This is a genomic window from Planktothrix serta PCC 8927 (assembly GCF_900010725.2).
Classification (GTDB): Bacteria; Cyanobacteriota; Cyanobacteriia; order Cyanobacteriales; family Microcoleaceae; genus Planktothrix; species Planktothrix serta.
Genome location: NZ_LR734883.1, coordinates 189,065 through 211,755 on the forward strand (window position 1 = coordinate 189,065; position 22,691 = coordinate 211,755).

Sequence of the window (22,691 nt, forward strand, 5' to 3'; positions counted from 1 at the left end):
GAGGCTTCTAAAGAACGGGTTACATTAGCAAAGCTTTAACCCGTTCTTGTTTCCTTGGAGTGGTTAATAACGCGGCAATATATTGAGTCGCATCGACTGAATTTAAGGGTTTTGAAAATAAAAATCCTTGTCCCCATTCACACCCTAACAATGATAGTTGATTCAGTTGAGATTTTGTTTCAATTCCTTCAGCGACAACATCCATTCCTAATCCATGCGCTAAGGTAATAATGGTTCTAATTAACTCAATTTCCCCCTGATTGGAACCAATTCGACGAATAAAAGAGCGATCAATTTTTAAAGTATCAATGGGAAATTCATGCAGACGACTTAGAGAGGAATATCCCATGCCAAAATCATCAATACAGAATTGAATCCCTAAGCTTTTTAAGCGTTTTAGGACTTCGATGTAATGAGATCCCGTTCTTAGCAACGAGCTTTCTGTAATCTCAAATTTGATTTGATGACTTTTAATGTTAAAATCCGATAACAGATCTTGGACTTGTTCAGAAAAAGAAGCAATCATCAATTGTTGAGGTGAAACATTAACATTGATGGCAATTTCTGAGAAACAGGGGAATTTTTCCTGCCAAATTGAGATTTGATTTAAGGCTGTTTTGATTACCCATAATCCCAACTCAATAATTAATCCGGTTTCTTCAGCAACCGGAATAAATTGATCCGGGGGAATCATTCCTTTTTTGGGATGATGCCAACGAATTAAGGCTTCAAACCCTAATTTATTGGAATTAGGAAGGGAAAGAATCGGTTGATAATAGAGAGAAAATTCTTGATTTTGAATCGCACGTCTGAGATCATTTTCTAACTGCAAACGACTCATGGCTTTTTGTTGCAATTCACTGGTTAACAGTTGATAACAGCCTTTGCCATTGGCTTTGGCAGAATACATCGCCACATCTACATCTCGTAAAATATCTTCGGGGTAATCATATCCAAAATCGCTGAATGTAATCCCAATACTTACCCCCGTATACACTTCATATTGATTTAATTTAAACACAGGGCTTAACAGGTCTAAAATCTGATGAGCAATGGTAATAACTTCCTGATCATCGGTGATATTTTCTATCAGAATCACAAACTCATCTCCCCCTAAACGAGCAATTTGAAGATCAGAGGTTAAACAAGATTGTAATCGTTGAGCCACCTGTTGTAACAGTTGATCCCCTAATAAATGACCTAAACTATCATTGACGACATTGAAGCGGTCTAAGTCTAAAAATAAGACCGCGTAGCGATAATTGGAATCGGATTTAGCCTGTGCAATTAAGGTTTTAAGCTGATGAATACACCAAGCGCGATTTGGGAGTCCTGTAAGCAGATCGTGATAGGCTTTATGGTGTAATTGTTGTTCCCGTTCTAATAATTTTTGTTGAGCTTGTTGTAATTCCTGTAAGGTATTTTGCAGTTGAGAGGTTCGTTCTTCTACTCGGTTTTCTAATTCCAGATTTAGCTGATTTAAAGCTTGTTCTACTTGTTTTTTTTCATGAATTTCCTGCTTTAATTGAGAGTTTAAGGTATGAAGCCTTAAATGTAGATTAATCCGGGCTAAAATCTCTCTTTGATCAAATGGCTTGGTAATATAATCTACGGCTCCTAAGTTTAATCCTTTAACTTTTTGTTGGGATTCAGCTAAGGCTGTTGTGAAAATAATCGGGATTTCAGCGTAGGCAGGATTAGCTTTTAAACGAGTGCAAATCTCAAATCCATCCAAATCAGGTATCATCACATCTAATAATATCAAATCTGGAGTGTTTTGGGTGATAATTTCCAGACCACTTTTCCCATCTAAGGCTTTCCAGACTTCAAAACCAGCGTAATTAAGATACTCAAACAACAACTCAACATTGATAGGATTATCATCAATAATTAAAATTTTGTGTTTGGGTTTTAGTGAATTATTCATACAATCATACTCCTATGGGATAGCCTTCGATTCAGCCGGAATTTTGCTGGAAAGTCGATGTCAATTTAAAGATTGCTTTGATTAAATGCCGATGTGTTAAATAGAGGATAAAAATTTTTATCCTCAAATATTCCTAACCTTTCTGTTGCGATGTAATACTTTGGACTCATCATGAGGGTTTAGGCTAGGAAAAACTAGATAGATGCACAAGATCAAGAATTAATAGCAATCATGAGTCTTGTAACTATCGGATAGTTGACCCATTGTTACAAATCTTAATCAATTGATTAACACACCTGAAGCATAAAAGCAATGATCCGGTACAATTCACCAAAACGGGATGGCACATTTACCCGTTACCTGATCGATTTCATAGAACGAGAAGGGGACAATTGTGTGATGATCGGATCGGATTTTCCGGTGATGAAATCGGCAAATCGTTGAGCTAAAGGGGGAATAAAGACTAAAGGATTACTAAACCCTGAAAAGATATGGATTTTATCAAAGTTCGCAATAGCGCCCATTAAGGGTAAACTGTCGGAACTAAAGGCTACTAAACAATGATAGCAAGTTGTCGGTAAATTTGCTAATGCTGGTAAAATTTTAGCAATTTCTTGACGAATCAAGGTTTCACTTTCAAGCAGATTCACCGCAGCGTTAACATCGCTTAAAGCACGAGAGGGTTGACCCATTCTAATCCGACCATCGAGCAACTGTGCTGCACTTTTATCTAAAATGAATGGCGTTAACTCGTGACCGGGTTTCTCCCATAAACGTTCTAAATCTCGTTGAGTTGCTTTGGCTTCAAGTTGGAAGCGTTCCATCGCCGCCGACATCACAATTGTTCTTAATTTTAAATCGACGGGTGGAGTTTCCAAAATTTCAGTATGGGTAAAATAGATAGGAATCGAAATTCCCGCATTTTTTAATAACTGACGACTAAACCCCCCCGCACAAATTGCTATTTTTTCAGCTTGATATTGTCCTAAACGAGTCGTAACATTAACGGCTTGATTTCCAATAGGATTAATCTGTAAAACTTGATCTAAAATCAGAGTTCCACCCCAACGTTTAAACCCTTGAATATATCCTGTATTCAGATGTTCGGGAGAAATTTGACCATGACGAACTGTAAAAGCTCCGCTTATGGCATTAGGATTTAATAGGGGTTCTAATTCACAGGCTTCTTGAATCGTGATAAACTTAGGGGGTGTGGCAAAATAGCGATACTTTTGAGTTAAAATTTCCCGATCATCAGGACTATTAAAGGGCAAAATTAAATCTAATTCTCTAAGTTCTGTATTTATCCCTAATTCTTCTGATAAAATTAGATGGCGTTGGCGTCCTTCTTCACATAAAGTTCGGGTCAGTTCTGTTGTCCCTGACCAATAAGCTAAACCTCCATAACTATAACGAGTTGCACTATCTGATAGCGGATTTGGATCTAATAAAAGTACCTTAAATCCTTTTTTAGCTAATTCATAACTGAGTGCAGAACCCGTAATTCCAGCCCCAACTACAATCCAATCGTAAGTGCTCATGGAATTTCTGTGATAGCGGTATTTTTAGCAGACTCATGATCTACTATACAATAAATTATGTTTTTTAGAAAATTAATACAAAAAGTTAATGGGTTGATCAAAAATCATTTTCTCCGTCGTTATCCTGAATCTTCCCATCCTTATATCGTGATTAATCAATTCTATCCAGACTTTGGCTAGGGTTGACTTCTCTGCCTACCCTCTTTTTCGGAAATTTAATAGTAAAACGGTTTATAATAAACATCAGTTTTCACTTCTCTGAAAGATGAAATTATGATTCATTATTGATTCATGATTTTTCAAAAATACCTCGATATCATAGTTTTACAATGCCTAAATCACAACCCTATCAACCTCTATTTTTAAGACTTTCTCACGCTTTAAATGCGTTTTTAGTTTTAGGTGCTTTAATTACTGGATTTTTAGTCTATGACAGTTATGACCGACGTTTTGGAGGGTTAGCACTAACCGAAGAAAAGCGCAGTTTAATTGATATTCATGGAACCTTTGGATTTTTCTTATTGTTTGTCTATATTATTTTTGCTCTTTATAGTTTAATAGCAGAAAGAAAACGGTTAATTCAAGGAAACACCCTACAAACATTAACTCAAATTAATAAACCTGTATGGTGGTATACCCTTCTTCGCATCAGCAATACTCTCGCGTTAATCGCAGCAGCATTCTCTGTTATTTCTGGCAAATTTCAGCAAGAAAATTGGCTTCCCAATGGAGAATTTAATCATCTGTGGTATTTCGTCCATTTAATAGCTTGGGTGATTATTCTATTTTCAATTTTACTTCATGTTTTAATGGTTGCTAAAGTGGGAGGTGTCCCTTTAATTATTTCTATGTTTAATATTCACTATAAACCTCAAGATCATCCTAAATTATGGTTGCAAAATATTCGAGATTGGTTTAACCAGTTTTTACATAAATAGTCTTGATATAAAATTAAAAACTGTTAGTTACATATTTTTCCTATTTGTTAGGAGATTGGAGGTAGGGTTTTAATTATATTTCATATTATAATGTAGTGATGGGCATAGCCCATCCTACTGAAGTAAATCTGGGTTTAAATAAAAAATTTAAGATTAATTTTTGCAAATATTGTTTATTGGAAAATAATCAAAATCGGGGTAATTGATAATATTAATTGCTTCAGATAATTGTTGTTCTACTATAGATGTTGGTGAAGATAATGCAACTGAAACTGAAAGTTGATTTAATTCAGATAGGGATGCAGTAACTCGTTCAATGGGAATTGCAAAGGCTAATTGAACCATTTTTTCTCGTAATTCAGGACTCGGTAACGAACCATCTTGATAAATATAAGGATCTCCCCAAAGAGGATAGGCGTGCATCCCATTAATCCCAATAACTTTTCCTTGTAGATTTAATAATGGCCCCCCACTCATGCCTTTTTGAATGGGATTTGTATAACCAATTTGATACCCTTGTTGAATTGCTTTTTCAGATAATAAGGAAACACGACCTCGTGTTAAATGAAAGCCTAATTTTGGTAAAAATTCAGGGTCATTGAGTCGAGAAAATTTAGACGGAAATGGCTTGGAGAGAATCGATGAATTAAAATAATTTTTCGGAATTACGGGTGTATTGTTAATTTCTATAGCAGATGGAGATTGAGACTCATCTAACCAGGGAAAACCTGCCCCAAATACCTTGTCTCCTGGTTGAATTTTAGGAGAGGTTTGTAGGTTAGCGATCGCATAAATCCGAGTTTCACTTTCAAATTGTAATAATGCTAAATCCTCTCCTGAAAACTTAAAATTTGAAATTGGATGAGCCGAATATATTTTACCATCAGGAGTTTGAATAGAATAGGGCGGATCACTAGGGGTTAAAATATGTTGATTGGTTAAAACCGTGTAAATATTTCCCTGTCTCCTGACTAGAATTCCTGACCCCCAAGCCGAACCTGATAAAATTTTAACCGTAATATTTTGAGCAATTTGTTGCAGTTGTTTGGGGGTACAAACTTGACAGGAAGCTTCCCAACAAAAAGACTCTGATTTGACAGGAAAAACTATTGAATTTGTAGATAAAATCTCTAAAGATGGGGAATTCAAAAACAATTTAGAAAAAACAAGTATGGGCAGAATCATCAAATAACTATCCATACTTGTTAGAGTTTTTAGTTGTTGAGGAATTCGAGAGGGATTAACCATGATAAATTGAATTAAATTTTTTCCGAACTATTAATCCAATCGAACCGAATCCGTCGCCGAAATACTTCCTTGCTCCTCAATATATTGATTCAGATCCAAATACAATCGACCCTGACTTTCTTCTAGGGGGCCAGCACTAGCATTAGCTCGAAGATCAAATAACTGTTGTAAGGTGCGATTAGCATTTTGATAGGGTTTCAAGGTGAATAAAACCCCCAAGCAAGGCCCATCTTGACTATTAGAAACACAGATAACAGGTTGTTGATTCACCCGTCCTGTGGTAACATAATTTAATAGTCCTCGTTCCTGAAATTGTTGGAATTTTGAAGACACTTGGCGACAGCGAGTTTCAGGAACATAGCCCGCATCATCAAAAATTCGAGAAACCCAACGAATTACAGGAAATGTTCCCCGTGAATTCTTAACAAAAGTAGTCGGAATCCCATCAGAACTGACTCCACAATAAAACTGTTGTCTAACACGTTCAGCATATTGATAATTAGGAATTTCAACTCGACTGGGTTGACAGCGATTCCAGTTGCCAAAATCGCAGGAACTATTTGCAGGTAACTCTCGTCCTTGACTCACAGAAGTCAAAGCAACAGATGTGCTAAAAGCGATCGCGCTCATCTGTAAACTTTTGAGAAAAATTGAGTTTTTCATATTCGTTTTATCCCGTTCAAAAATACAAAAATGTAAAAGATTACAAGCGAGGAATATTACCCTAAAAAAACCTATATTCCAGGCTTTAGTCCTCATCATTCATTGTTGTTTGCTTCCTCCAATTCACCCCTAAGCGTTTGAGATAATCCCAACCTCTTTGGGGCCAAACATGAGGACGACCCGTTTTATGAGCAATCCATTCCGCTACTTTCGGGCCAGACCAAGATCCTCCATCCGGTGCTGGCCCTTGTAAAGCTTGCATGAGTTCTTGTTGTTGTCCTGAAGTGAGGAGAGATTTTGCCATTGGGGGTTGACGCTCTCGGCTACGGTTCTTGATGGAACTTGGCCCCTCACGGTTGTAGCGCCGGATAATTTCTTTGGCGTAATCGTAATTTAACCCCACAACATCCGCCGCTTGTTTAATCGTCCAACCCCCCGCCACAAGGTGAAGCAGGTGCCATCGACGAGCCTCAGTCGTATCTCGTGTTTGACGATAACGAACTTTTAGGTCTTCGAGTGTCAGATGGGGTTCTAAGTGAGCTTTAGGTGGCATTCCTCCGATACAGCATCAGGAAAGTTGGTTAATCTATCCCAACTTTTTAGGCTTTTCCGGATCGAACAGAGAATTTTTATCCCACACACCCCAGTTAACAGGCAAGATGCCTGTTCCACATAGCCCCCCTTCCTCTGGTAAACTCAGATATGGGTATTTAAGAACATAAGGAATCACAGAGTATGGCATCCATCCGTAAGTTGCACCGACAACTGATCAAGAAAGAACGCTCCGCCGTTGAGATCACCCAGGAAGCATTGGATCGGATTGCACAACTCGAACCCAAATTAAAGAGTTTTCTTTGTGTAACGGCAGATCGAGCCTTAGAACAGGCGCGTCAAGTGGATGCCAAAATTGCGGCGGGGGAAGAAATTGGTCTATTAGCAGGAATTCCCATCGCCATTAAAGACAATATGTGTACCGAGGGAATTCGGACAACCTGTGGTTCCAAGATTTTAGAGAATTTTATTCCTCCCTACGAATCCACTGTTACCCAAAAACTCGCCGCCGCCGGGGCCGTAATGGTGGGAAAAACCAACCTCGATGAGTTTGCGATGGGGAGTTCAACGGAAAACTCAGCCTATCAAGTCACCGCGAATCCTTGGGATCTCGAACGAGTTCCGGGGGGGTCTTCAGGAGGGTCTGCTGCGGCCGTTGCAGCCGAAGAAGCGGTGGTTTCCTTGGGCTCGGATACGGGGGGTTCTATTCGTCAACCCGCTTCCTTCTGTGGCGTTTTGGGACTCAAACCCACCTATGGTTTAGTTTCCCGTTATGGGTTAGTCGCCTATGCGTCCTCTTTGGATCAAATTGGGCCCTTTGGGCGCTGTGTAGAAGATGTCGCTATTTTATTACAAGCGATCGCTGGTCATGACCCGAAGGATGCCACCAGTTTAAACCTTCCTGTTCCTGATTATGTTTCAGCGCTTAGACCTTCGTTAAGGGCAAAAAGTGGAATTAAAATTGGGGTAATTAAAGAAACTTTTGGAGAAGGATTAGATCCAATTGTTGAACAAACCGTTACCAAAGCGATTAGTGTTTTACAGGAATTAGGAGCAGAAATTCAGATTGTTTCTTGTCCTCGATTCCGTTATGGTTTACCGACTTATTATGTCATTGCTCCTTCGGAAGCGTCGGCAAATTTAGCGCGTTATGATGGGGTGAAATATGGGTTTCGTCATCCTGATGCGGAGAATTTAATTGAAATGTATCAGAAAACCAGGGCGCAAGGATTTGGGGCGGAAGTTAAACGCCGGATTATGGTAGGAACCTATGTATTATCGGCGGGATATTATGACGCCTATTATTTGAAAGCGCAAAAGGTGAGAACCTTAATTAAGGAAGACTTTGATCGAGCGTTTAGTCAGGTGGAAGTGTTAGTTTGTCCGACTGCACCTTCAACGGCGTTTAAAGCAGGTGAAAAAACGGCTGATCCGTTAAGTATGTATTTATCGGATTTAATGACAATTCCCGTGAATTTAGCGGGTTTACCCGGAATTAGTGTTCCCTGTGGTTTTGATGATCAAGGATTACCCATTGGGATGCAATTAATCGGCAAACCGTTAGGAGAATCTCGGTTATTAGAAGTTGCTAATGCCTATGAAAAAGCAACGGATTGGCATAATTATAAACCTAAAGGAATCTAATCTGTAGGGTGGGTTCTGCCCACCTTATTTTTAATCCATCTCTAATTTTTCTAACCGTTATGTCCTATAAAGTTAATGTTTCCATAGAAAAAACGGATTCAGGATATTTAGCCTATTGTCCTGAACTCTCTGAACAAACCTTTCAAGGAGATTCACTGGATTTAATTTTTTCTGAATTAAAAACTGTTATTCAAGCCGATTATCAACATCAAGTTTCCTCTGAAACTAAAAGAAAACCCATTTGGGAAATTGCCCAAGATTTAACTCAAGATATGACTGAGGATGAACTTCAACTTCTTCCTGTTGATGGTGCAGAACAGCATAATCATTATATCTGAGGTTATAATGAGTAATATCTGAAATTTTTACCGCAAATCTTAAAATGTCAACAACTTTAACGGATATCGGTACATTAATTGTTTCTACACCCGGAATTTGTGGGGGTCGCCCTCGCATTATGGGAACAAGAATGTCGGTGATGAGTATTGCAATTGATTATAATGCTGGCATGACTGTTGAACAAATTTTACAAGAATTTCCGCACTTAAATTTAGGACAAATTTATGCAGCTTTAACTTATTATCATGTGAATAAATCCAGTATTGATCAGGAAATTAGGGCTTATTATGAAGAATGCGATCGCTTAGAAAAAGAACAGAGCGCGAGGACGGTTTCGTGAGTCAAATTCGTTTATATTTTGATGAAGATTTGGGCAATATGTCCTTAAATGATTAAAAAAAATTAACTTGTTATCAATATAAAATATGTACATTTCAAAATTTCAGATATTTAACTATAAATCATTTAAAGATTCTACATGGTTAGAATTTAAGCCTGGTATCAATGTTATCATTGGTCAAAATAATGTTGGTAAGACGGCTTTTTTAGAAGCATTAGAATTACGTTTTAGTGACCATCCTCATAAGAATATTAGAAAATTGCAACCTCAAAAAAAACGTCAGTTTTCACCATTTACAAATTTATCAACTGTTAATTCTACATTTACTTTTGATAAATCAGATATTTATTCTGGGATAGAGACATTAGATATTTTTGTTTTATCAGATGAAATTCTTGAGAGAAGAAACTTAAGTTTATTAAAAGAATGGAGTGAAAACCCCAGTGTGAAGGAATTTTGTTTTTATGACTACAGCCCAAATAGTGTATATAATTATCCTAAAATAAAAACAGATATTCCAGAGAATATTGATATATACTTTCCGGGTAAAGAAAAAGATTGGGAAGTTACATTCAGTAAAAACATAAAGAAAATAATTATTAACGACGAAAATGATATAGATATCGCTAAAGAAGACATTGAGTATATAGTAGGTAATTCTATCGAATTAAAAGAGATTTTTTTTGATTTATTTAAAAGTAGAATTTATAGATTTGAATCAGAAAGGTTTCATATTGGTAGCTGCTCAATAGGGACAAATTCAAAGTTAGAACCTAATGCCAGCAATTTAGCTGAAGTCATTAGTCAATTACAAGCACGGGGCAATAGAGACATTTATCAAAAATTTAATTATTACATAAACATTATATTTCCTGACATTAAAAGTGTTTCTGCTGAGTTAAACCCTAAAACTTCAACAAAGGATGATGAATACGAGATTTTAGTGTGGTCGCCTGAAGCTGACCAAGAAGATATTAAAGATTTTGCATTACCTTTATCTCAGTGTGGAACTGGAGTTAGTCAGGTATTGGCTATATTATATGTTGTAATAACTGCTTCCGAATCTCAAGTTATTATTATTGATGAACCTCAGTCGTTTCTTCACCCTAGTGCTGCCAAGAAGTTAATAGAAATCCTCAAAGAGTTTCCTCAGCATCAATATTTTATTGCTACCCATTCTCCTCAAATCATAACGGCTGCTAACCCTGCAACAATTGTTCAACTCTCCTATATTGATGGGGAAACTAAAGCCCAAATAATTGATGCTAAACAAACAGCACAATTGCGTTCACTCTTAGATGATTTGGGAGTAAGTTTATCTGATGTGTTTGGGGCTGATAACATCTTGTGGGTTGAAGGGCCAACTGAGGAAAAATGTTTTCCTTTAATTTTGGAGGAATTAACCGATATCAAGTTAAGGGGAACTCAGATTTTAGCTGTGCAAAATACAGGAGATTTAGAAGGAAAGCACGCTGATTTAGTATTTGATATTTATGACAAGCTTAGTGGAGGTAATACATTGTTTCCACCAGCTATAGGTTTTATATTAGATGAAGAAGGGAGGACACAGCAGAAGAAAGAGGACTTAAAAAGACGAAGTGAAAAGAATGGTAATAAATTACAATTTCTAACCCGAAAACTTTATGAGAATTATTTACTTGAGCCTGAAGCCATAGCTCATGTTATTAATCAAGAGGATTGCAGCAGAGACCAACCTATTTCTGAAAATGAAATCCAAAGTTGGTTAGATGTCAATAAAAACCAATTCATTAAAGGAACATCAGAAGACCCAGATTGGTTAAAAGTTGTAGATGGGGCAAACCTTTTAAAAAAGCTATTTTCAGAAAAAACCGATAATAAAGTGTCATTTATAAAAACAAAACATTCCCCTGAGCTAACCGAGTGGCTGTTAAAAAATAAATCAGATTCTTTACAAGAAATAGCTGCTTTATTGAGAGATATTTTAACTCCATCTAGCAACAGTTAAATTTTAAAAACGAATTAATATTAGTAATGGGGGCTGAATCTATTGGTGATAATGCTGGGAAAGTTGTGTTTAATGCGGGTTAAGTTTTATCGGTTAATTGATGGTGCGTGCGCTGTGCTTACGCACCCTACAAATATAAATTTTTTGAGGAAATAATAAAATCGTTACCCATTAATATTACCATCCGTAGGGGCGAGGTTTTCTCGCCCATTACATTCATTCTTGAAATTATCAATAATAATTTAATAATATCACATTTTTATGAATAAAAAAAATCCCCCTGAATTAGGAGGATTAAAAATAGAGGGTCTAAACAAGATTCAACAACTTGAAAGAAATATTGAATTACAGTCCAGAACCTGATTGGGGAGCGGCTCCAGTGGGTTCAACGCTTTGACGGAGGAAGGTAATTTGTTGTTGAAAGTCCATATTTTCTAATTGACTCAATAACGATTGACCTTCTGGAGAAAATTGATAATTTTCGGGCATGGGAACAATAGTTTTTGCGTCCATTCCTTGCGCTAAACGATACCAAAATAAGAGTTTGGTATTGTCGCTTAAAGAGCCATATTCACGACATAATTGGGTATCGTTACTTTGTAAAAAGTCGCGTTGAGCTTGCAATTGTTCTTCAAAAGAAAGGGCTTGAACTTGATTATATAACCCTTCAGCAATCTCCGTTTGGGCAGCACCAGGAGCCGCCGGAGTAATGGAATCACCCATTTTTGTATAAACAAACCACAAAAAGGCTAATTGCGTATCTACATCTAATTCGCGGAATTTAGATAAAGCCTGTTCTAAATCCTGTTGAGTGGGTGTAAATGTCATGAAAAATGCTCCAATTTATCAAGGCAAAACAATGTAATTTATCCTGATTCAAATTGAATCAAGGGATACATTGTTATAAATCTTAATAAATATAATTTTGATTCTCCTCTTTCTCAGGAATGAAAAAAAGGAGAGAATCAAGATCTCCTGTCTTTGTGATCCGATTCTATATCGGTATGGTATTTTATTTTATTAAAAAAATAAACAGCTAACGGTTTACCATTAACTGCCCTACATCAAAGAATTCTTGATATGTGAAGATCCTTGCTCTCGAAACTGGGATGCTCTAGGTAGCGAGGTTGAACATCCAACTAAGCAGAAACTAATTCTTCGGAAGTTGAGAAAATCTCTTCAATATTTTCTATAATTTCAAACACTCGATCCAGTTGGGTAATTTCAAAAATAAGTCGGGCTGTAGCCGATGGTCTACACATCAATAAACGACATCCTTTACTGCGAGCAAATTTAACCGCCGTGACCACCGCACCTAAACCCGAACTATCCATAAAGTCTACAGCCGCCATATTCATCACCCAGATTTTGTGGGGTTCTATGGGAATATGAAGTAATTGTTCCTTCAGAAAAAGACCGCCATGGGAATCAAGACGAGTTTGGGGTTGAAGCCAAACATACCCATTTAATTGTTGCCATTCCATTGTTATCACTCCTAGCTTGCTTATGGTGCAGATAGTCACTCTTTCACCCAACAACAGAATTATTCAGACCAACATTAAAACAGTTGAAAAGCATCATCGGTGAAAAATTAAGATGAAGTCCCTATCATAATTGGACTGTTGAGGGTTTTTGGTCTGTCCAAAGATGGATTTATAGCAAATTTAAGATGGTACAAACCTTAATCCATCTTAACTTAGCTACAATTGAGCGGGAGAACCGAGATCAACTCTCAATCAAGGTGTACTGGGGATCGTAGCCATTCTGGATTGGCTTAAGAAATCTTGACGGTAAAGTTCAATTTTTAGAATTCAGGAAACAATCTACTCTTGGGCGGGACATCTGACTGAGGTTAGATGGACTTAGCCCGGTTTGTTGTTGTACTTCTCAACTCTACAGAGATTGACACAACTCGGAAAAACACGTCAAGATATATAGAGAAGTATAAAGCTTTGCAAAAAAATATAAAGGCAGCATTGAATGTCTTTTGAGTTTGTATCCTTAGAAACAATTCGAGAAATTGCTCATCAATACGGCTATTGGGCTGTGTTTGTCGGAATTGCCTTAGAAAACGCTGGCATTCCTCTGCCCGGAGAAACCATTACCCTCGTGGGTGGGTTTTTGGCGGGGAGTGGTGAATTGAATTATTGGTTTGTCCTCGGTAGTGCCATTGCTGGGGCAATTTTAGGCGATAATTTTGGCTACGGGCTGGGAAAATGGGGCGGTTGGCCATTACTACTGCGTTTAGGTCAGTTCTTTCGCATTGGAGAAGACCAACTGCATGAGGTGAAAGAACAATTCCGCAAAAATGCAGCCAGAGCCGTTTTCCTCGGTCGCTTTGTGGCCCTATTACGCATTTTTGCAGGCCCCTTAGCCGGAATTGCCCAAATGCCCTACTGGCAATTCTTTCTTTGCAATGCGGCGGGAGCCACCATTTGGGCATCAGTGATGGTCAGTTTATCTTATTTTGTCGGAAATATTATCTCTTTGGAAAAATTAGTGGCTTGGGTTGCCCAATTTGCAATTCTCGCTCTAATTTTAGTGGTGGCTTGGTTAGTGATTCCGATTTGGTTGGAAACTCGCAAAGCTAAAAATCTTTAATCCTGAGATTATAGCATCTGGAAAAAGATAATATTAAAGTCATAAAGCTGGGGAGGCATAAGCCAATTCTCAGCTTTTTTTATTGATAGTAGGGAACAGGGAACAGGGAACAGGGAACAGGGAATAGGGAATAGGGAATAGGGAATAGGGAATAGGGAATAGGGAATAGCAACACCTTCGTAATTCGTAATTCGTAATTCATAATTCATAATTCATAATTCGTAATTCGTGTTAACTCTTCCTCTGTAGAAGCAAATTCATAACGATTTTTTCCTTGATGTTTACTTCTATACATAGCCGTATCTGCTTGATTAACTAAGGTTTCTAAATCCGAGCCATCGGTGGGATAAAAACTAATACCAATACTCGCTCCAATTTGACATTCTTGCCCGTTGACGACACAGCCTTGAGATAGGGTAAAAAGGATAGCCTGAGCAATTTTAATCACATCATTTCGCTGACGAATATTCCCTAAAATTAGGGTAAATTCATCCCCTCCCATCCGAGCAACAGTATCGGATTGTCGGACAGATAAAGATAAACGTTTAGCGACTTCTTTTAAGAGTAAATCACCGTTTTGATGTCCGAAACAATCATTAACTGATTTAAACCCATCGAGATCAATAAAGAAAACGGCAAACTGAGTTTGCTGTCGTTTAGCTTGGGCGATCGCACGTTCTAAACGGTCAAAAAATAAGACTCGATTGGGTAATCCCGTTAATTTATCGAAATGAGCTAACCAAGCTAATTGAGCTTCTAATTGTTTGCGATCGCTAATATCTCGTTTAACCGCAACAAACCGAATAATTTCACCCAGAGAATTTTTAACAGGGGCGATCGTCATCTCTTCACAATAGGTACTGCCATCTTTTTTACGATTGATTAATTCCCCTTTCCAGCCTTTTCCCGATAAAATTTTTTTCCATAAAGCTTGATAAAAGTCTTTATTTTGACAGCCACTTTTTAAAAGAGAAGGTTTATGACCAATCACTTCATTCGCCTGATAACCTGTAATTTTTGTAAAGGCAGGATTAACATATTCAATGGTGCCATCTTTGCTAGTAATTACAATCATATCATCCGCCGATTCTATCGCCACAAAATGAGTCATTAATTCTTGAGTTTGTTGTAAATAATTATTTTCTTTTTTGATTAAAATCGTCAATAAACTTATAATAATTAAAACTAAAATTGTATAAAAAATTGCTTTAGTATACCAAAGAAAAAAAACATCAAAAAAACCAACTTGTATCACAATAATTAAAGGATAACCTTCAACTCTTTGAATTCCAACAATTCTTTTTTTATGATCAAATTCAGATCTTAAAACAGCAATTTTATGATTTTTATTTTGTTTAACAAAATCTTGTAATAACTGAATATTAACCGATGAATTTTGATAGACAGGTAAGTTAGGTTCCCTTGTGATGACCCTCAGTTCTAAATCTAGAATTTCAATCACACTTTGCTGACTCTGATCAATATTTTTGATTTCAGTATTCAAAACTGAAACATCTAAACTCGATCTTTCCTGAGTCAAGTTAAAATTAAGAGAGTGGGGTGGTAAATATTTATTTCCCCTAGCAATTTCAGGTAATCGGCTAGAAATTTTTCCAGCCAATAGTTGAGCCGTATTGTAAATATTTTGCTCTGCATTCCGAGCCGTAAATTGATAAGAATAGTACAATTCCACGCCTAAAGCCGTGGTCACGATGAGAGCTAGTCCTACTGCATAAATCATGCGGAGGGATTGCTGTCCCTCCTTGTCCCGGTATTCTATTTTCATATTTTTAAGTACATGAGGGTTAGACCCCAGGGAACAGGGTTGTCAAGGTCTACCGAATGCAATTAGAATGATACAATTGATCAAAAGGCTACGAGGTCTAATCATAAACTAGATATTAAAATTTTAGCAGTGCCTCCTCAATCAAATTTATTCCCCTGAGAATATTAAATGTTATAATTAAATCGGAGATTTTCCTCTCTCCCCCTACTCCCTGATTTTAAGTCAAGTGTGGGTAATAATTGAATCAGAGTAAAGCTTATCAAGCATCAGACATTTCTATATTAGAGAAGATAGTAGCAGAACATTTCAAATAGGCGAGTGCAATGAGCGATCGCAAATCTTTTGTGCTGAACAAGCTGAAAAAATGGTTTTATCAAGAAGAAGAAAAATCCTTACAGTTCAGCAAATTCTTAAAGTTAATTGTCAGTGTATTGGTGATAACAATTGGCGTGAGTGGACTTAAGCAATGGGGGATGTTTCAACTTGCTTGTCGCTCCCTCCAACTTTTCCGACTTGCTACGGAAGGGTAGGGCTGTTTGAGTTAAACTTCCGTTAGCAAGTCATACTTGCCCATTTATTTTTGAAAATTGCGTGATGTTAGAAAGTTTTATCTTAATCTTGCTGATCGGCTTTTTTGTGGGACAGATTGCCAGACGGCTGAAGATCCCTGCTTTAGTAGGTATGGTTTTGGTGGGAATTATACTGGGGCCTCAAGTTGCTGACTTAATCAGCCCTAATGTACTAGCAGCGTCTACACCTTTGCGAACGATCGCTGTCATGGTAATTTTGATGAAGGCAGGATTAGGTTTAGACCGAGAAAAACTGGTACAACAAGGAACAGTAGCACTACGTTTGGGGTTTCTACCTGCGGCCTGTGAAGCTTTAATTGTTGCCCTAGCTGCTATCTGGATTTTAAATTTCGACTTTCCCACGGGGCTACTGCTGGGTTGTATCATTGGAGCAGAGTCGCCAGCAGTAATTGTACCGGGAATGCTACGACTGAAAAGTTTGGGTTGGGGAGTTACTAAGGGGATACCCGATGCCATCCTCACTGGCAGTGCCTTGTCAGATGTGTTACTACTGCTAGTATTTAGTCTGTTACTGAACTTTTTGGCACAAGGAGCAACTTCTGGGGTAAATTTGCCTTTTGGTTTAACTGTGAGTGCAGTTCAACTCCTGCCTCTGCAAATTATTTGCCAAATTGTTCTGGGAGTCGTGTTAGGTTTGTTGACAGCACGGCTTTTGGTGTTTTTGTTGGCCAAGCAGAACTGGACTCAAAATGCAGTACAGGATAGCTTAGTTGGCGCAAATTTAGCGTTGTTGCTCGTAGTGCTGGCAGAAAAATTCCCCTTCTTCTCTGGGTATCTGGCAGTCATGGCGACAGGATTTTTCTTGATTGAATTGGATGCTCCTTTAGCACGACGGTTGCGTTCTGGCTTCGATAGCCTGTGGACAATAGCAGAAATCGTTTTATTTGTGTTGTTAGGGGCAAGTATTCAATTACAAGTGTTAGAAAAAACTCTGGTTCCTGGATTAGTAATTCTGGCAATTGGCACACTGATTGGACGCGCTATTGGATGGTATTTGTCTACATTAGGAAGTAACTGGAATCGCCGAGAGCGAATCTTTTTGCTACCAGGGAACTCTGCTAAAGCCACTGTGCAAGCGGCAATCGGTGCAATTCCCCTAGCACAAGGTATTCAGGGTGGAGAGACTATTTTGGCGATCGCCGCTTTATCTATCCTGGTGACTGCACCTTTGGGAGCTTGGGCAATTCCTATCTTTGCACCAAAATTGTTAGAGAAGGGTGAGGTCGATCCTACAAAGGTAGCGATCAACCGTCGTATTATCATACTAGCGGCGGTTGATACATCCCCTCTAGCTAGTCAGGTATTGAGTAAAACCGCCGATCTTGCTCGTCGTAGTGATGCCGAAGTGATTGTATTGCATATCATTTGCACCAATGATTCTCAAGGAGTAGAGCATCTACAAGAAAAAACTCAACGACTTTTAGCAGACATCCGCCATAAGTTCATGGCTATTCCAGGCTCAATTCCCGAAGAAATTATCCGTGTTGCTCAGGACTATCGAGTTGCTGAGATTGTTATGGGCAAGCGAGGACATAAGCCTTGGGATGAAGTTTTAGTGGGTTCTGTCTCCCAAGCAGTGTTGGAATCGAGCTCAATTCCTGTCATTTTAGTCGAAGATGAACGTATTGCTCACTAACCCATATTTCGTAGATATTTAAGCTAATTAAATTCTCAATTAAATTGGCTTAAATAAAAGCCCGAATTATTGTTATATAATTATTCGAGACGTTTTTAATGTAGAATAATAATTGAAATCTTTATAGTTGATACAGGTAGCAGAACATTCATAAACTTAGAGTGTCAAAGCCATAGGTTGAAAATGTGGTGTAAGACCCTAAAAATCCAGTTCTAATCAATAAATCTAACTCTTTAGGATAGCCTGTAATTCCTTTGGAAATGGTGAAAAAGAAACCCAGATAGCGCTCCAGGAATTGCACCTGCTGCGATCGCTAAAACATTAGTGATGTCTGACATGAATTAGATTTATCATAAGTAATTAAGATATCTGAATTGCGGCTGTTAACTAAATCCGGTTTCTGTTCCTTTTCCCCCATGAACTAACGCTAATTTTTCATACCGTTTAGCGTGTTCAATTAAATCTGCGGCTTCCTCTGGGGAAACTTCCCGGACTCGTTTAGCGGGAACACCCACAACTAAGGAGAACGGAGGGACATCTTTCGTAACAATAGAACCCGCCCCAATAATACTTCCAGTTCCCACCCGCACCCCGTCTAATATCACCGCCCCAATTCCAATTAAACTTCCCCGTTCAATATAAGCTGCATGAATCACCGCCCGATGGCCAACGGTAACACAATCTTCTAAAAGTGTTACCTGACCCGGATCACCATGTAAAATAGCGCCATCCTGAATATTAGTTTTTTCCCCAATCACAATCCGTTCTACATCTCCGCGAACAACGGCCCCATACCAAATACTCGCCCCAGCCCCAACTTCCACAAAACCCACCACCACCGCATTTGCAGCGACAAAAGCAGCTTGGGATATATCTACCGGGGGCCAATAGGGTGTGGGAGTCAACAAAGGTTGATCAGACATGGGTGAAGATTCCGTGAAAAACAAACAAACTAGAATAGAAAGGGTAAAATGCCCATAGTAATCATAAACGACAAGCCCAGGTGTAAAACCCACTTGATAATGAATTCTGCCTTGCAGTACCCAATTTTTGGCCCAGAGATTAATTGTCCCCATTGCCGTCAGCAAATTCCTGCCCTTACGCTGACGGATACCTATTTGTGTCCCCGTCATGGTGCTTTTGAAGCTGACCCGAATACGGGTGAGTTGGTTCATTTGCAATCGGGTCGTCATTGGCGAGAATGGCAAGGAGAATGGTATCGACAACATACTCATCCCGATGGAATTCGGTTTGAAATTCATGAAGCGTTAGATCGACTCTACACCCAAGGCTACCGGGCTACCCGTGTAATTATCGCTAAACGCTATCAAGAGTTAATCAGTGCTTATTTAGAACGGAGCACCCCTTGGCGCAATGGGACAGATACCACACAACCGAGATTATACGGTTTACCTGTGGAATTTAGCCCCGATGCTAAAGATGAACCCTGTTGGGATGTGATTAATTTTAATTTAGACAAAGAGCAGGGGGTTCCCGTGCGTTATCCCTATTTTCGATTATTTGAATAGGGGGAAAATTCATGCACCATGCGTCAATTCGGACGGCTAATATTCATCGAGCGATCGCATTTTATGAAATCCTAGGATTTACGGTTTGTGAACGCTTTACAACGGGATATACCTTAGCGTGTTGGATGGAAGGTTTAAACGGTCGAATTGAATTAATTGAAATTCCCCAACCGAAACCCGCCCCTGATGCGTTTTCCGATGAGCATTATGTTGGCTATTATCATCTTTCGTTTGATTTAACAAATCAAGTTTCTGATTTAGCCAGTTGGTTAAATGATCTTAAACATCAGTTGCATCAAGCGACGGAAGAACAGCCTAATCTATTCCAACCGTTAAAGATTCTATTAGAACCCATGCAACAAATGATCGGAGATCAAGTTTATGAAGTCATGTTTATTGCGGACACAGACGGTTTACCCTTAGAATTTATCCGCATTTTGTCGGCTGTCTAAATAACCCACGCCTATCATCTAACAGTCCCGTTCATAAAAATATAGAATTTAAAGTTTCAAAACTTGATATATAGTAGGGAACAGGGAACAGGGAACAGGGAACAGGGAACAGGGAACAGGCAGGAAAAGAGTTCTCTGCGGGCGGTTTCAGCATCAGTCTATGTCCTAACTGCCTTGGCTACTGATATAATTATTCCAAAACTTAGACAAACACTGTGAAGTCTACAGGGCTTCTGATCTTTTCTTAATAAAAAGGTAAAAAATATGATCAAATTTAATTTCAATTTTAAATTATTATTTAAGCAAATTTCCGTTAGTTTGTGTTTATTATTGATCCTAATTTTAGGATGGAATTCTATTGAGATTCAACCTGCTTTCGCTGCGGTTGATTTATCCCGTCAACCTGCTACGGAAGTTACCGTTAGTTTAAGTAATGAATCAGGAGAATTAAAATTTTTCCCAGATCACTTCAAATTTGAAGCCGGAAAACCCTATAAATTAATCTTAAAAAATCCCAGTCCCGGTAAACATTATTTCACTGCTAAAGATTTTGCGGATATGAGTTGGACGCAAAAAGTTGAGTCTGGGAAATTAGAAGTTAAAGGCGCAATTCACGATTTAGAATTAAAACCGGGTGGAGAAGCAACCTGGGTCTTCGTTCCCATCAGAACCGGAACTTATAGTTTACGCTGTTCTATCCCCGGACATACGGAAGCTGGAATGAAAGGGGAAATTATTATTACTGAACAGTCTTAAGAATGAGGGTTTAATCCATCCTGTAGGTGCGAAACTTTATTTTTTCCCAACTAACCAATAGGTTGTCATTTCTCCCTTCCCTTTAATTGAAATTTTACCCCGTTTTTCAAAATTATATTGATGTTTAATTCGTTCATAGGTGGCTTCTGTGACTTGAATGCGTCCCGGTTCCCCGGAAGATTCCATCCGAGAAGCAATATTAACTGCATCTCCCCATAAATCATAAATAAACTTTTTAATTCCAATCACACCCGCCACGACTGAACCCGTATTAATTCCGATTCTAATTTGAAATTGAGATCCGATATTAAATCGTTCTAAAGGCGCTTGAAAATGAGACATAGCGGCTTGCATTCCTAACGCCATATCTGCGATCGCTTCTGCATGATTGGGTTTGGGTAAGGGTAAACCTCCGACCACCATATACGCATCCCCAATGGTTTTAATTTTTTCTAATCCATTGTGTTCGGCTAAATTATCAAAAATGGAGAACATTTCATTGAGAACACCGACTAATTCTATGGGAGGAACTTTAGAAGAAAGCGGCGTAAATCCGACAATATCAGCAAATAATATCGTAACTTCTTCAATCGCAGATGCGATCGCTTTTGTATCTTGTTTGAGTTGTTCAGCAATGGCTTCGGGTAAAATATTTAATAATAATTGTTCTGAACGTTCTTTTTCTAACCTTAAATCCGCCGTGCGTTCTTCAACTCGTTTTTCTAATTCTGCATTGGTTTTTTCTAACTCATTAAACGAGGCTTTTAACTGTTGCGTCATTGTATTAAAAGAATTAGCTAAAATCCCTAATTCTTGAATGGATTCTACAGGAATCGTTTGATCAAGTTCTCCACTGGCGATCGCTTGACTGGCTTGACTCAGGCGTAAAATCGGCGTACTAATCCAACGAGCGGTCAAAATTCCACATAATGTTGCTACAAATAACGCCACTAAACATAATAAAATAGTAGTCTGATTATTAGCATGAATTTCTGCCATAAAATCAGATTCAGGAACTACAACCACAATTAACCAATTAATTCCCCGTTGATCAGACAAAGGAGTGACTTGGAGATATTGGTGTTTACCATTAATCTCAAAGGTAAGTTGAGTTGACTGTTGAATCTGATCTAAATTACCAAAATGTTCGACTAAATAACGAGAGGTGGCTTGGGTTAAAGGATTACTACTTTTAACGGCTTTGATCCGTTCTGTTTCCTCTTTTTTAGCATTAACAATAAAGGTTTCTTCTAAGGTGGATGTAGCGACTAAATAGCCATTTTTTTCCATCACAAAAGTTTGTCCAGTTTTGCCAATTTTTAAACCATTGAGAAATTGACTAATCCGTTCTAAAGTTAAATCGGTACTCGCTACCCCTAATAGCTGTTTTTTTTGATTATAAATGGGTTGGTTAGCTGAAATCACGAGAACTCTGGAACCAAAATAAGCATAAATTTCACTCCAAACGGATTTTCCGGCTTTCACCCCTGCTTTATACCAAGGACGAACCCTCGGATCATAATTCTCTCGAACACTCAATAATTGACTGCGATCGCCTTGATTATTGGTTAACCATTTTTCAAATTTTCCTGATGTTCTTTGATCAACAATATCAAATTCTATTGTGCCATCATCGTTACGATTTGCGCCAATATAATAGCCATTTTGCAATCCAATTCCAATATAACTTGCGGTTTGAAATTGTTGTAACTGATTCCAGAGATACCGTTCCATTTGGGAAGTATTATTGAGATTAATTAATCCCATTTTTAAGGTATCAACATTAATTTGATTAACAATATGGGGAGTTTCTAAATAGGTGTGGAGTTCCTGTTGAATACGGTTACTTAATTCAATTCTTAATTGAGTCGCTAAATCATTAACGGCGATGGAACCATTGCGAAAAGATAACCATCCCGTTAATCCGACTGATGCAAAAATTTGGAGTAGAAAAGGAACGACAAAAACAACCCGCAGGGATAGTTTAGGTGCGTTTTGATTTGATCCAAATAGACGAGATAGAGATGCCATCGTGATACTCCCTGGTTCCATAATCTGGATTTGCACCTAATCCCTACCTTAACAGGAATAAGTTCTCTATCGAAAGGTAGAACTTAATCTTGATCAAAAAGTTGTTGACTTGATCTTAACGAAGAATTTTA

Annotated in this window: 22 protein-coding genes; 12 read left to right on the forward strand and 10 right to left on the reverse strand. The window is 38.2% G+C overall.

Features of this window, described 5'->3' with window-relative positions; translation table 11 throughout:
• Positions 1-19 precede the first annotated feature (19 nt).
• Together PL8927_RS24865 and PL8927_RS24870 are read right to left on the reverse strand one after the other, a co-directional pair.
• Positions 20-1,927, reverse strand: coding sequence for a two-component system response regulator (locus PL8927_RS24865; RefSeq protein WP_083626188.1), 1,908 nt, complete (start codon positions 1,925-1,927; stop codon positions 20-22).
• Between the two features lie 356 nt (positions 1,928-2,283).
• Positions 2,284-3,468 (reverse strand): NAD(P)/FAD-dependent oxidoreductase, encoded by a 1,185-nt coding sequence (locus PL8927_RS24870; RefSeq protein ID WP_083626190.1) that lies wholly within the window; start codon positions 3,466-3,468, stop codon positions 2,284-2,286.
• Between the two features lie 57 nt (positions 3,469-3,525).
• On the opposite strand from PL8927_RS24870, the gene PL8927_RS28910 reads away from it, so the two are divergent.
• Together PL8927_RS28910 and PL8927_RS24875 are read left to right on the forward strand one after the other, a co-directional pair.
• Entirely contained in the window at positions 3,526-3,648 is a 123-nt protein-coding gene (locus PL8927_RS28910; RefSeq protein WP_269322035.1) for a hypothetical protein, read from the forward strand.
• Between the two features lie 149 nt (positions 3,649-3,797).
• Positions 3,798-4,406, forward strand: coding sequence for a cytochrome b/b6 domain-containing protein (locus PL8927_RS24875; RefSeq protein ID WP_083626192.1), 609 nt, complete (start codon positions 3,798-3,800; stop codon positions 4,404-4,406).
• Positions 4,407-4,559: 153 nt separating this feature from the next.
• Here PL8927_RS24875 and PL8927_RS24880 read toward each other — a convergent pair whose 3' ends face one another.
• The 3 genes from PL8927_RS24880 to PL8927_RS24890 all read right to left on the reverse strand — a co-directional run bounded on the left by PL8927_RS24880 (position 4,560) and on the right by PL8927_RS24890 (position 6,870).
• Complete coding sequence (locus PL8927_RS24880) at positions 4,560-5,654, reverse strand: S1 family peptidase (protein ID WP_156093326.1); 1,095 nt, start codon at positions 5,652-5,654, stop codon at positions 4,560-4,562.
• A gap of 30 nt (positions 5,655-5,684) precedes the next feature.
• Complete coding sequence (locus PL8927_RS24885) at positions 5,685-6,317, reverse strand: COP23 domain-containing protein (RefSeq protein WP_083626194.1); 633 nt, start codon at positions 6,315-6,317, stop codon at positions 5,685-5,687.
• An 85-nt stretch (positions 6,318-6,402) separates the two neighbouring features.
• Entirely contained in the window at positions 6,403-6,870 is a 468-nt protein-coding gene (locus PL8927_RS24890; RefSeq protein WP_083626196.1) for a helix-turn-helix domain-containing protein, read from the reverse strand.
• Positions 6,871-7,052: 182 nt separating this feature from the next.
• Here PL8927_RS24890 and gatA point away from each other — a divergent pair, with 182 nt between their 5' ends.
• From gatA to PL8927_RS24910, 4 genes are all read left to right on the forward strand, one after another.
• Positions 7,053-8,513: an Asp-tRNA(Asn)/Glu-tRNA(Gln) amidotransferase subunit GatA gene (gatA, locus tag PL8927_RS24895; RefSeq protein WP_083626198.1), complete on the forward strand. Its 1,461-nt coding sequence runs from the start codon at positions 7,053-7,055 to the stop codon at positions 8,511-8,513.
• A 59-nt stretch (positions 8,514-8,572) separates the two neighbouring features.
• Positions 8,573-8,851 (forward strand): type II toxin-antitoxin system HicB family antitoxin, encoded by a 279-nt coding sequence (locus PL8927_RS24900; protein ID WP_156093327.1) that lies wholly within the window; start codon positions 8,573-8,575, stop codon positions 8,849-8,851.
• Between the two features lie 44 nt (positions 8,852-8,895).
• A complete protein-coding gene (locus tag PL8927_RS24905; RefSeq protein ID WP_083626202.1) occupies positions 8,896-9,192 on the forward strand; it encodes a DUF433 domain-containing protein in 297 nt (98 codons plus the stop codon).
• A gap of 85 nt (positions 9,193-9,277) precedes the next feature.
• A complete protein-coding gene (locus PL8927_RS24910) occupies positions 9,278-11,179 on the forward strand; it encodes an ATP-dependent nuclease (RefSeq protein WP_083626204.1) in 1,902 nt (633 codons plus the stop codon).
• A gap of 345 nt (positions 11,180-11,524) precedes the next feature.
• On the opposite strand, the gene PL8927_RS24915 is transcribed toward PL8927_RS24910, so the two are convergent.
• Together PL8927_RS24915 and PL8927_RS24920 are read right to left on the reverse strand one after the other, a co-directional pair.
• Positions 11,525-12,007 (reverse strand): orange carotenoid protein N-terminal domain-containing protein, encoded by a 483-nt coding sequence (locus PL8927_RS24915; protein WP_083626206.1) that lies wholly within the window; start codon positions 12,005-12,007, stop codon positions 11,525-11,527.
• 311 nt (positions 12,008-12,318) lie between these two features.
• Entirely contained in the window at positions 12,319-12,663 is a 345-nt protein-coding gene (locus PL8927_RS24920; protein WP_083626208.1) for an STAS domain-containing protein, read from the reverse strand.
• 496 nt (positions 12,664-13,159) lie between these two features.
• Here PL8927_RS24920 and PL8927_RS24925 point away from each other — a divergent pair, with 496 nt between their 5' ends.
• Entirely contained in the window at positions 13,160-13,780 is a 621-nt protein-coding gene (locus PL8927_RS24925; protein ID WP_083626210.1) for a DedA family protein, read from the forward strand.
• Between the two features lie 205 nt (positions 13,781-13,985).
• Here the strand turns inward: PL8927_RS24925 and PL8927_RS28915 are convergent, their stop codons facing one another.
• Positions 13,986-15,566, reverse strand: coding sequence for a diguanylate cyclase domain-containing protein (locus tag PL8927_RS28915; RefSeq protein ID WP_083626212.1), 1,581 nt, complete (start codon positions 15,564-15,566; stop codon positions 13,986-13,988).
• A 323-nt stretch (positions 15,567-15,889) separates the two neighbouring features.
• On the opposite strand from PL8927_RS28915, the gene PL8927_RS24935 reads away from it, so the two are divergent.
• Both PL8927_RS24935 and PL8927_RS24940 read left to right on the forward strand, forming a co-directional pair.
• Positions 15,890-16,096: a hypothetical protein gene (locus tag PL8927_RS24935; protein WP_083626214.1), complete on the forward strand. Its 207-nt coding sequence runs from the start codon at positions 15,890-15,892 to the stop codon at positions 16,094-16,096.
• A gap of 64 nt (positions 16,097-16,160) precedes the next feature.
• Positions 16,161-17,792, forward strand: coding sequence for a cation:proton antiporter (locus PL8927_RS24940; RefSeq protein WP_083626216.1), 1,632 nt, complete (start codon positions 16,161-16,163; stop codon positions 17,790-17,792).
• A 383-nt stretch (positions 17,793-18,175) separates the two neighbouring features.
• On the opposite strand, the gene PL8927_RS24945 is transcribed toward PL8927_RS24940, so the two are convergent.
• Positions 18,176-18,715 carry a gamma carbonic anhydrase family protein gene (locus PL8927_RS24945; protein WP_083626217.1) on the reverse strand — a complete coding sequence of 180 codons (540 nt, stop codon included), beginning with the start codon at positions 18,713-18,715 and terminating at the stop codon, positions 18,176-18,178.
• Between the two features lie 99 nt (positions 18,716-18,814).
• Here PL8927_RS24945 and PL8927_RS24950 point away from each other — a divergent pair, with 99 nt between their 5' ends.
• The 3 genes from PL8927_RS24950 to PL8927_RS24960 all read left to right on the forward strand — a co-directional run bounded on the left by PL8927_RS24950 (position 18,815) and on the right by PL8927_RS24960 (position 20,529).
• Positions 18,815-19,321 carry a TIGR02652 family protein gene (locus tag PL8927_RS24950; protein WP_407947432.1) on the forward strand — a complete coding sequence of 169 codons (507 nt, stop codon included), beginning with the start codon at positions 18,815-18,817 and terminating at the stop codon, positions 19,319-19,321.
• Between the two features lie 11 nt (positions 19,322-19,332).
• Positions 19,333-19,773 carry a VOC family protein gene (locus PL8927_RS24955; RefSeq protein WP_083626219.1) on the forward strand — a complete coding sequence of 147 codons (441 nt, stop codon included), beginning with the start codon at positions 19,333-19,335 and terminating at the stop codon, positions 19,771-19,773.
• Positions 19,774-20,037: 264 nt separating this feature from the next.
• Positions 20,038-20,529 carry a plastocyanin/azurin family copper-binding protein gene (locus PL8927_RS24960; protein WP_083626221.1) on the forward strand — a complete coding sequence of 164 codons (492 nt, stop codon included), beginning with the start codon at positions 20,038-20,040 and terminating at the stop codon, positions 20,527-20,529.
• Positions 20,530-20,565: 36 nt separating this feature from the next.
• On the opposite strand, the gene PL8927_RS24965 is transcribed toward PL8927_RS24960, so the two are convergent.
• Positions 20,566-22,560, reverse strand: a complete 1,995-nt coding sequence (locus PL8927_RS24965; protein ID WP_083626223.1) for an adenylate/guanylate cyclase domain-containing protein — start codon at positions 22,558-22,560, stop codon at positions 20,566-20,568.
• Between the last annotated feature and the right edge of the window lie 131 nt (positions 22,561-22,691).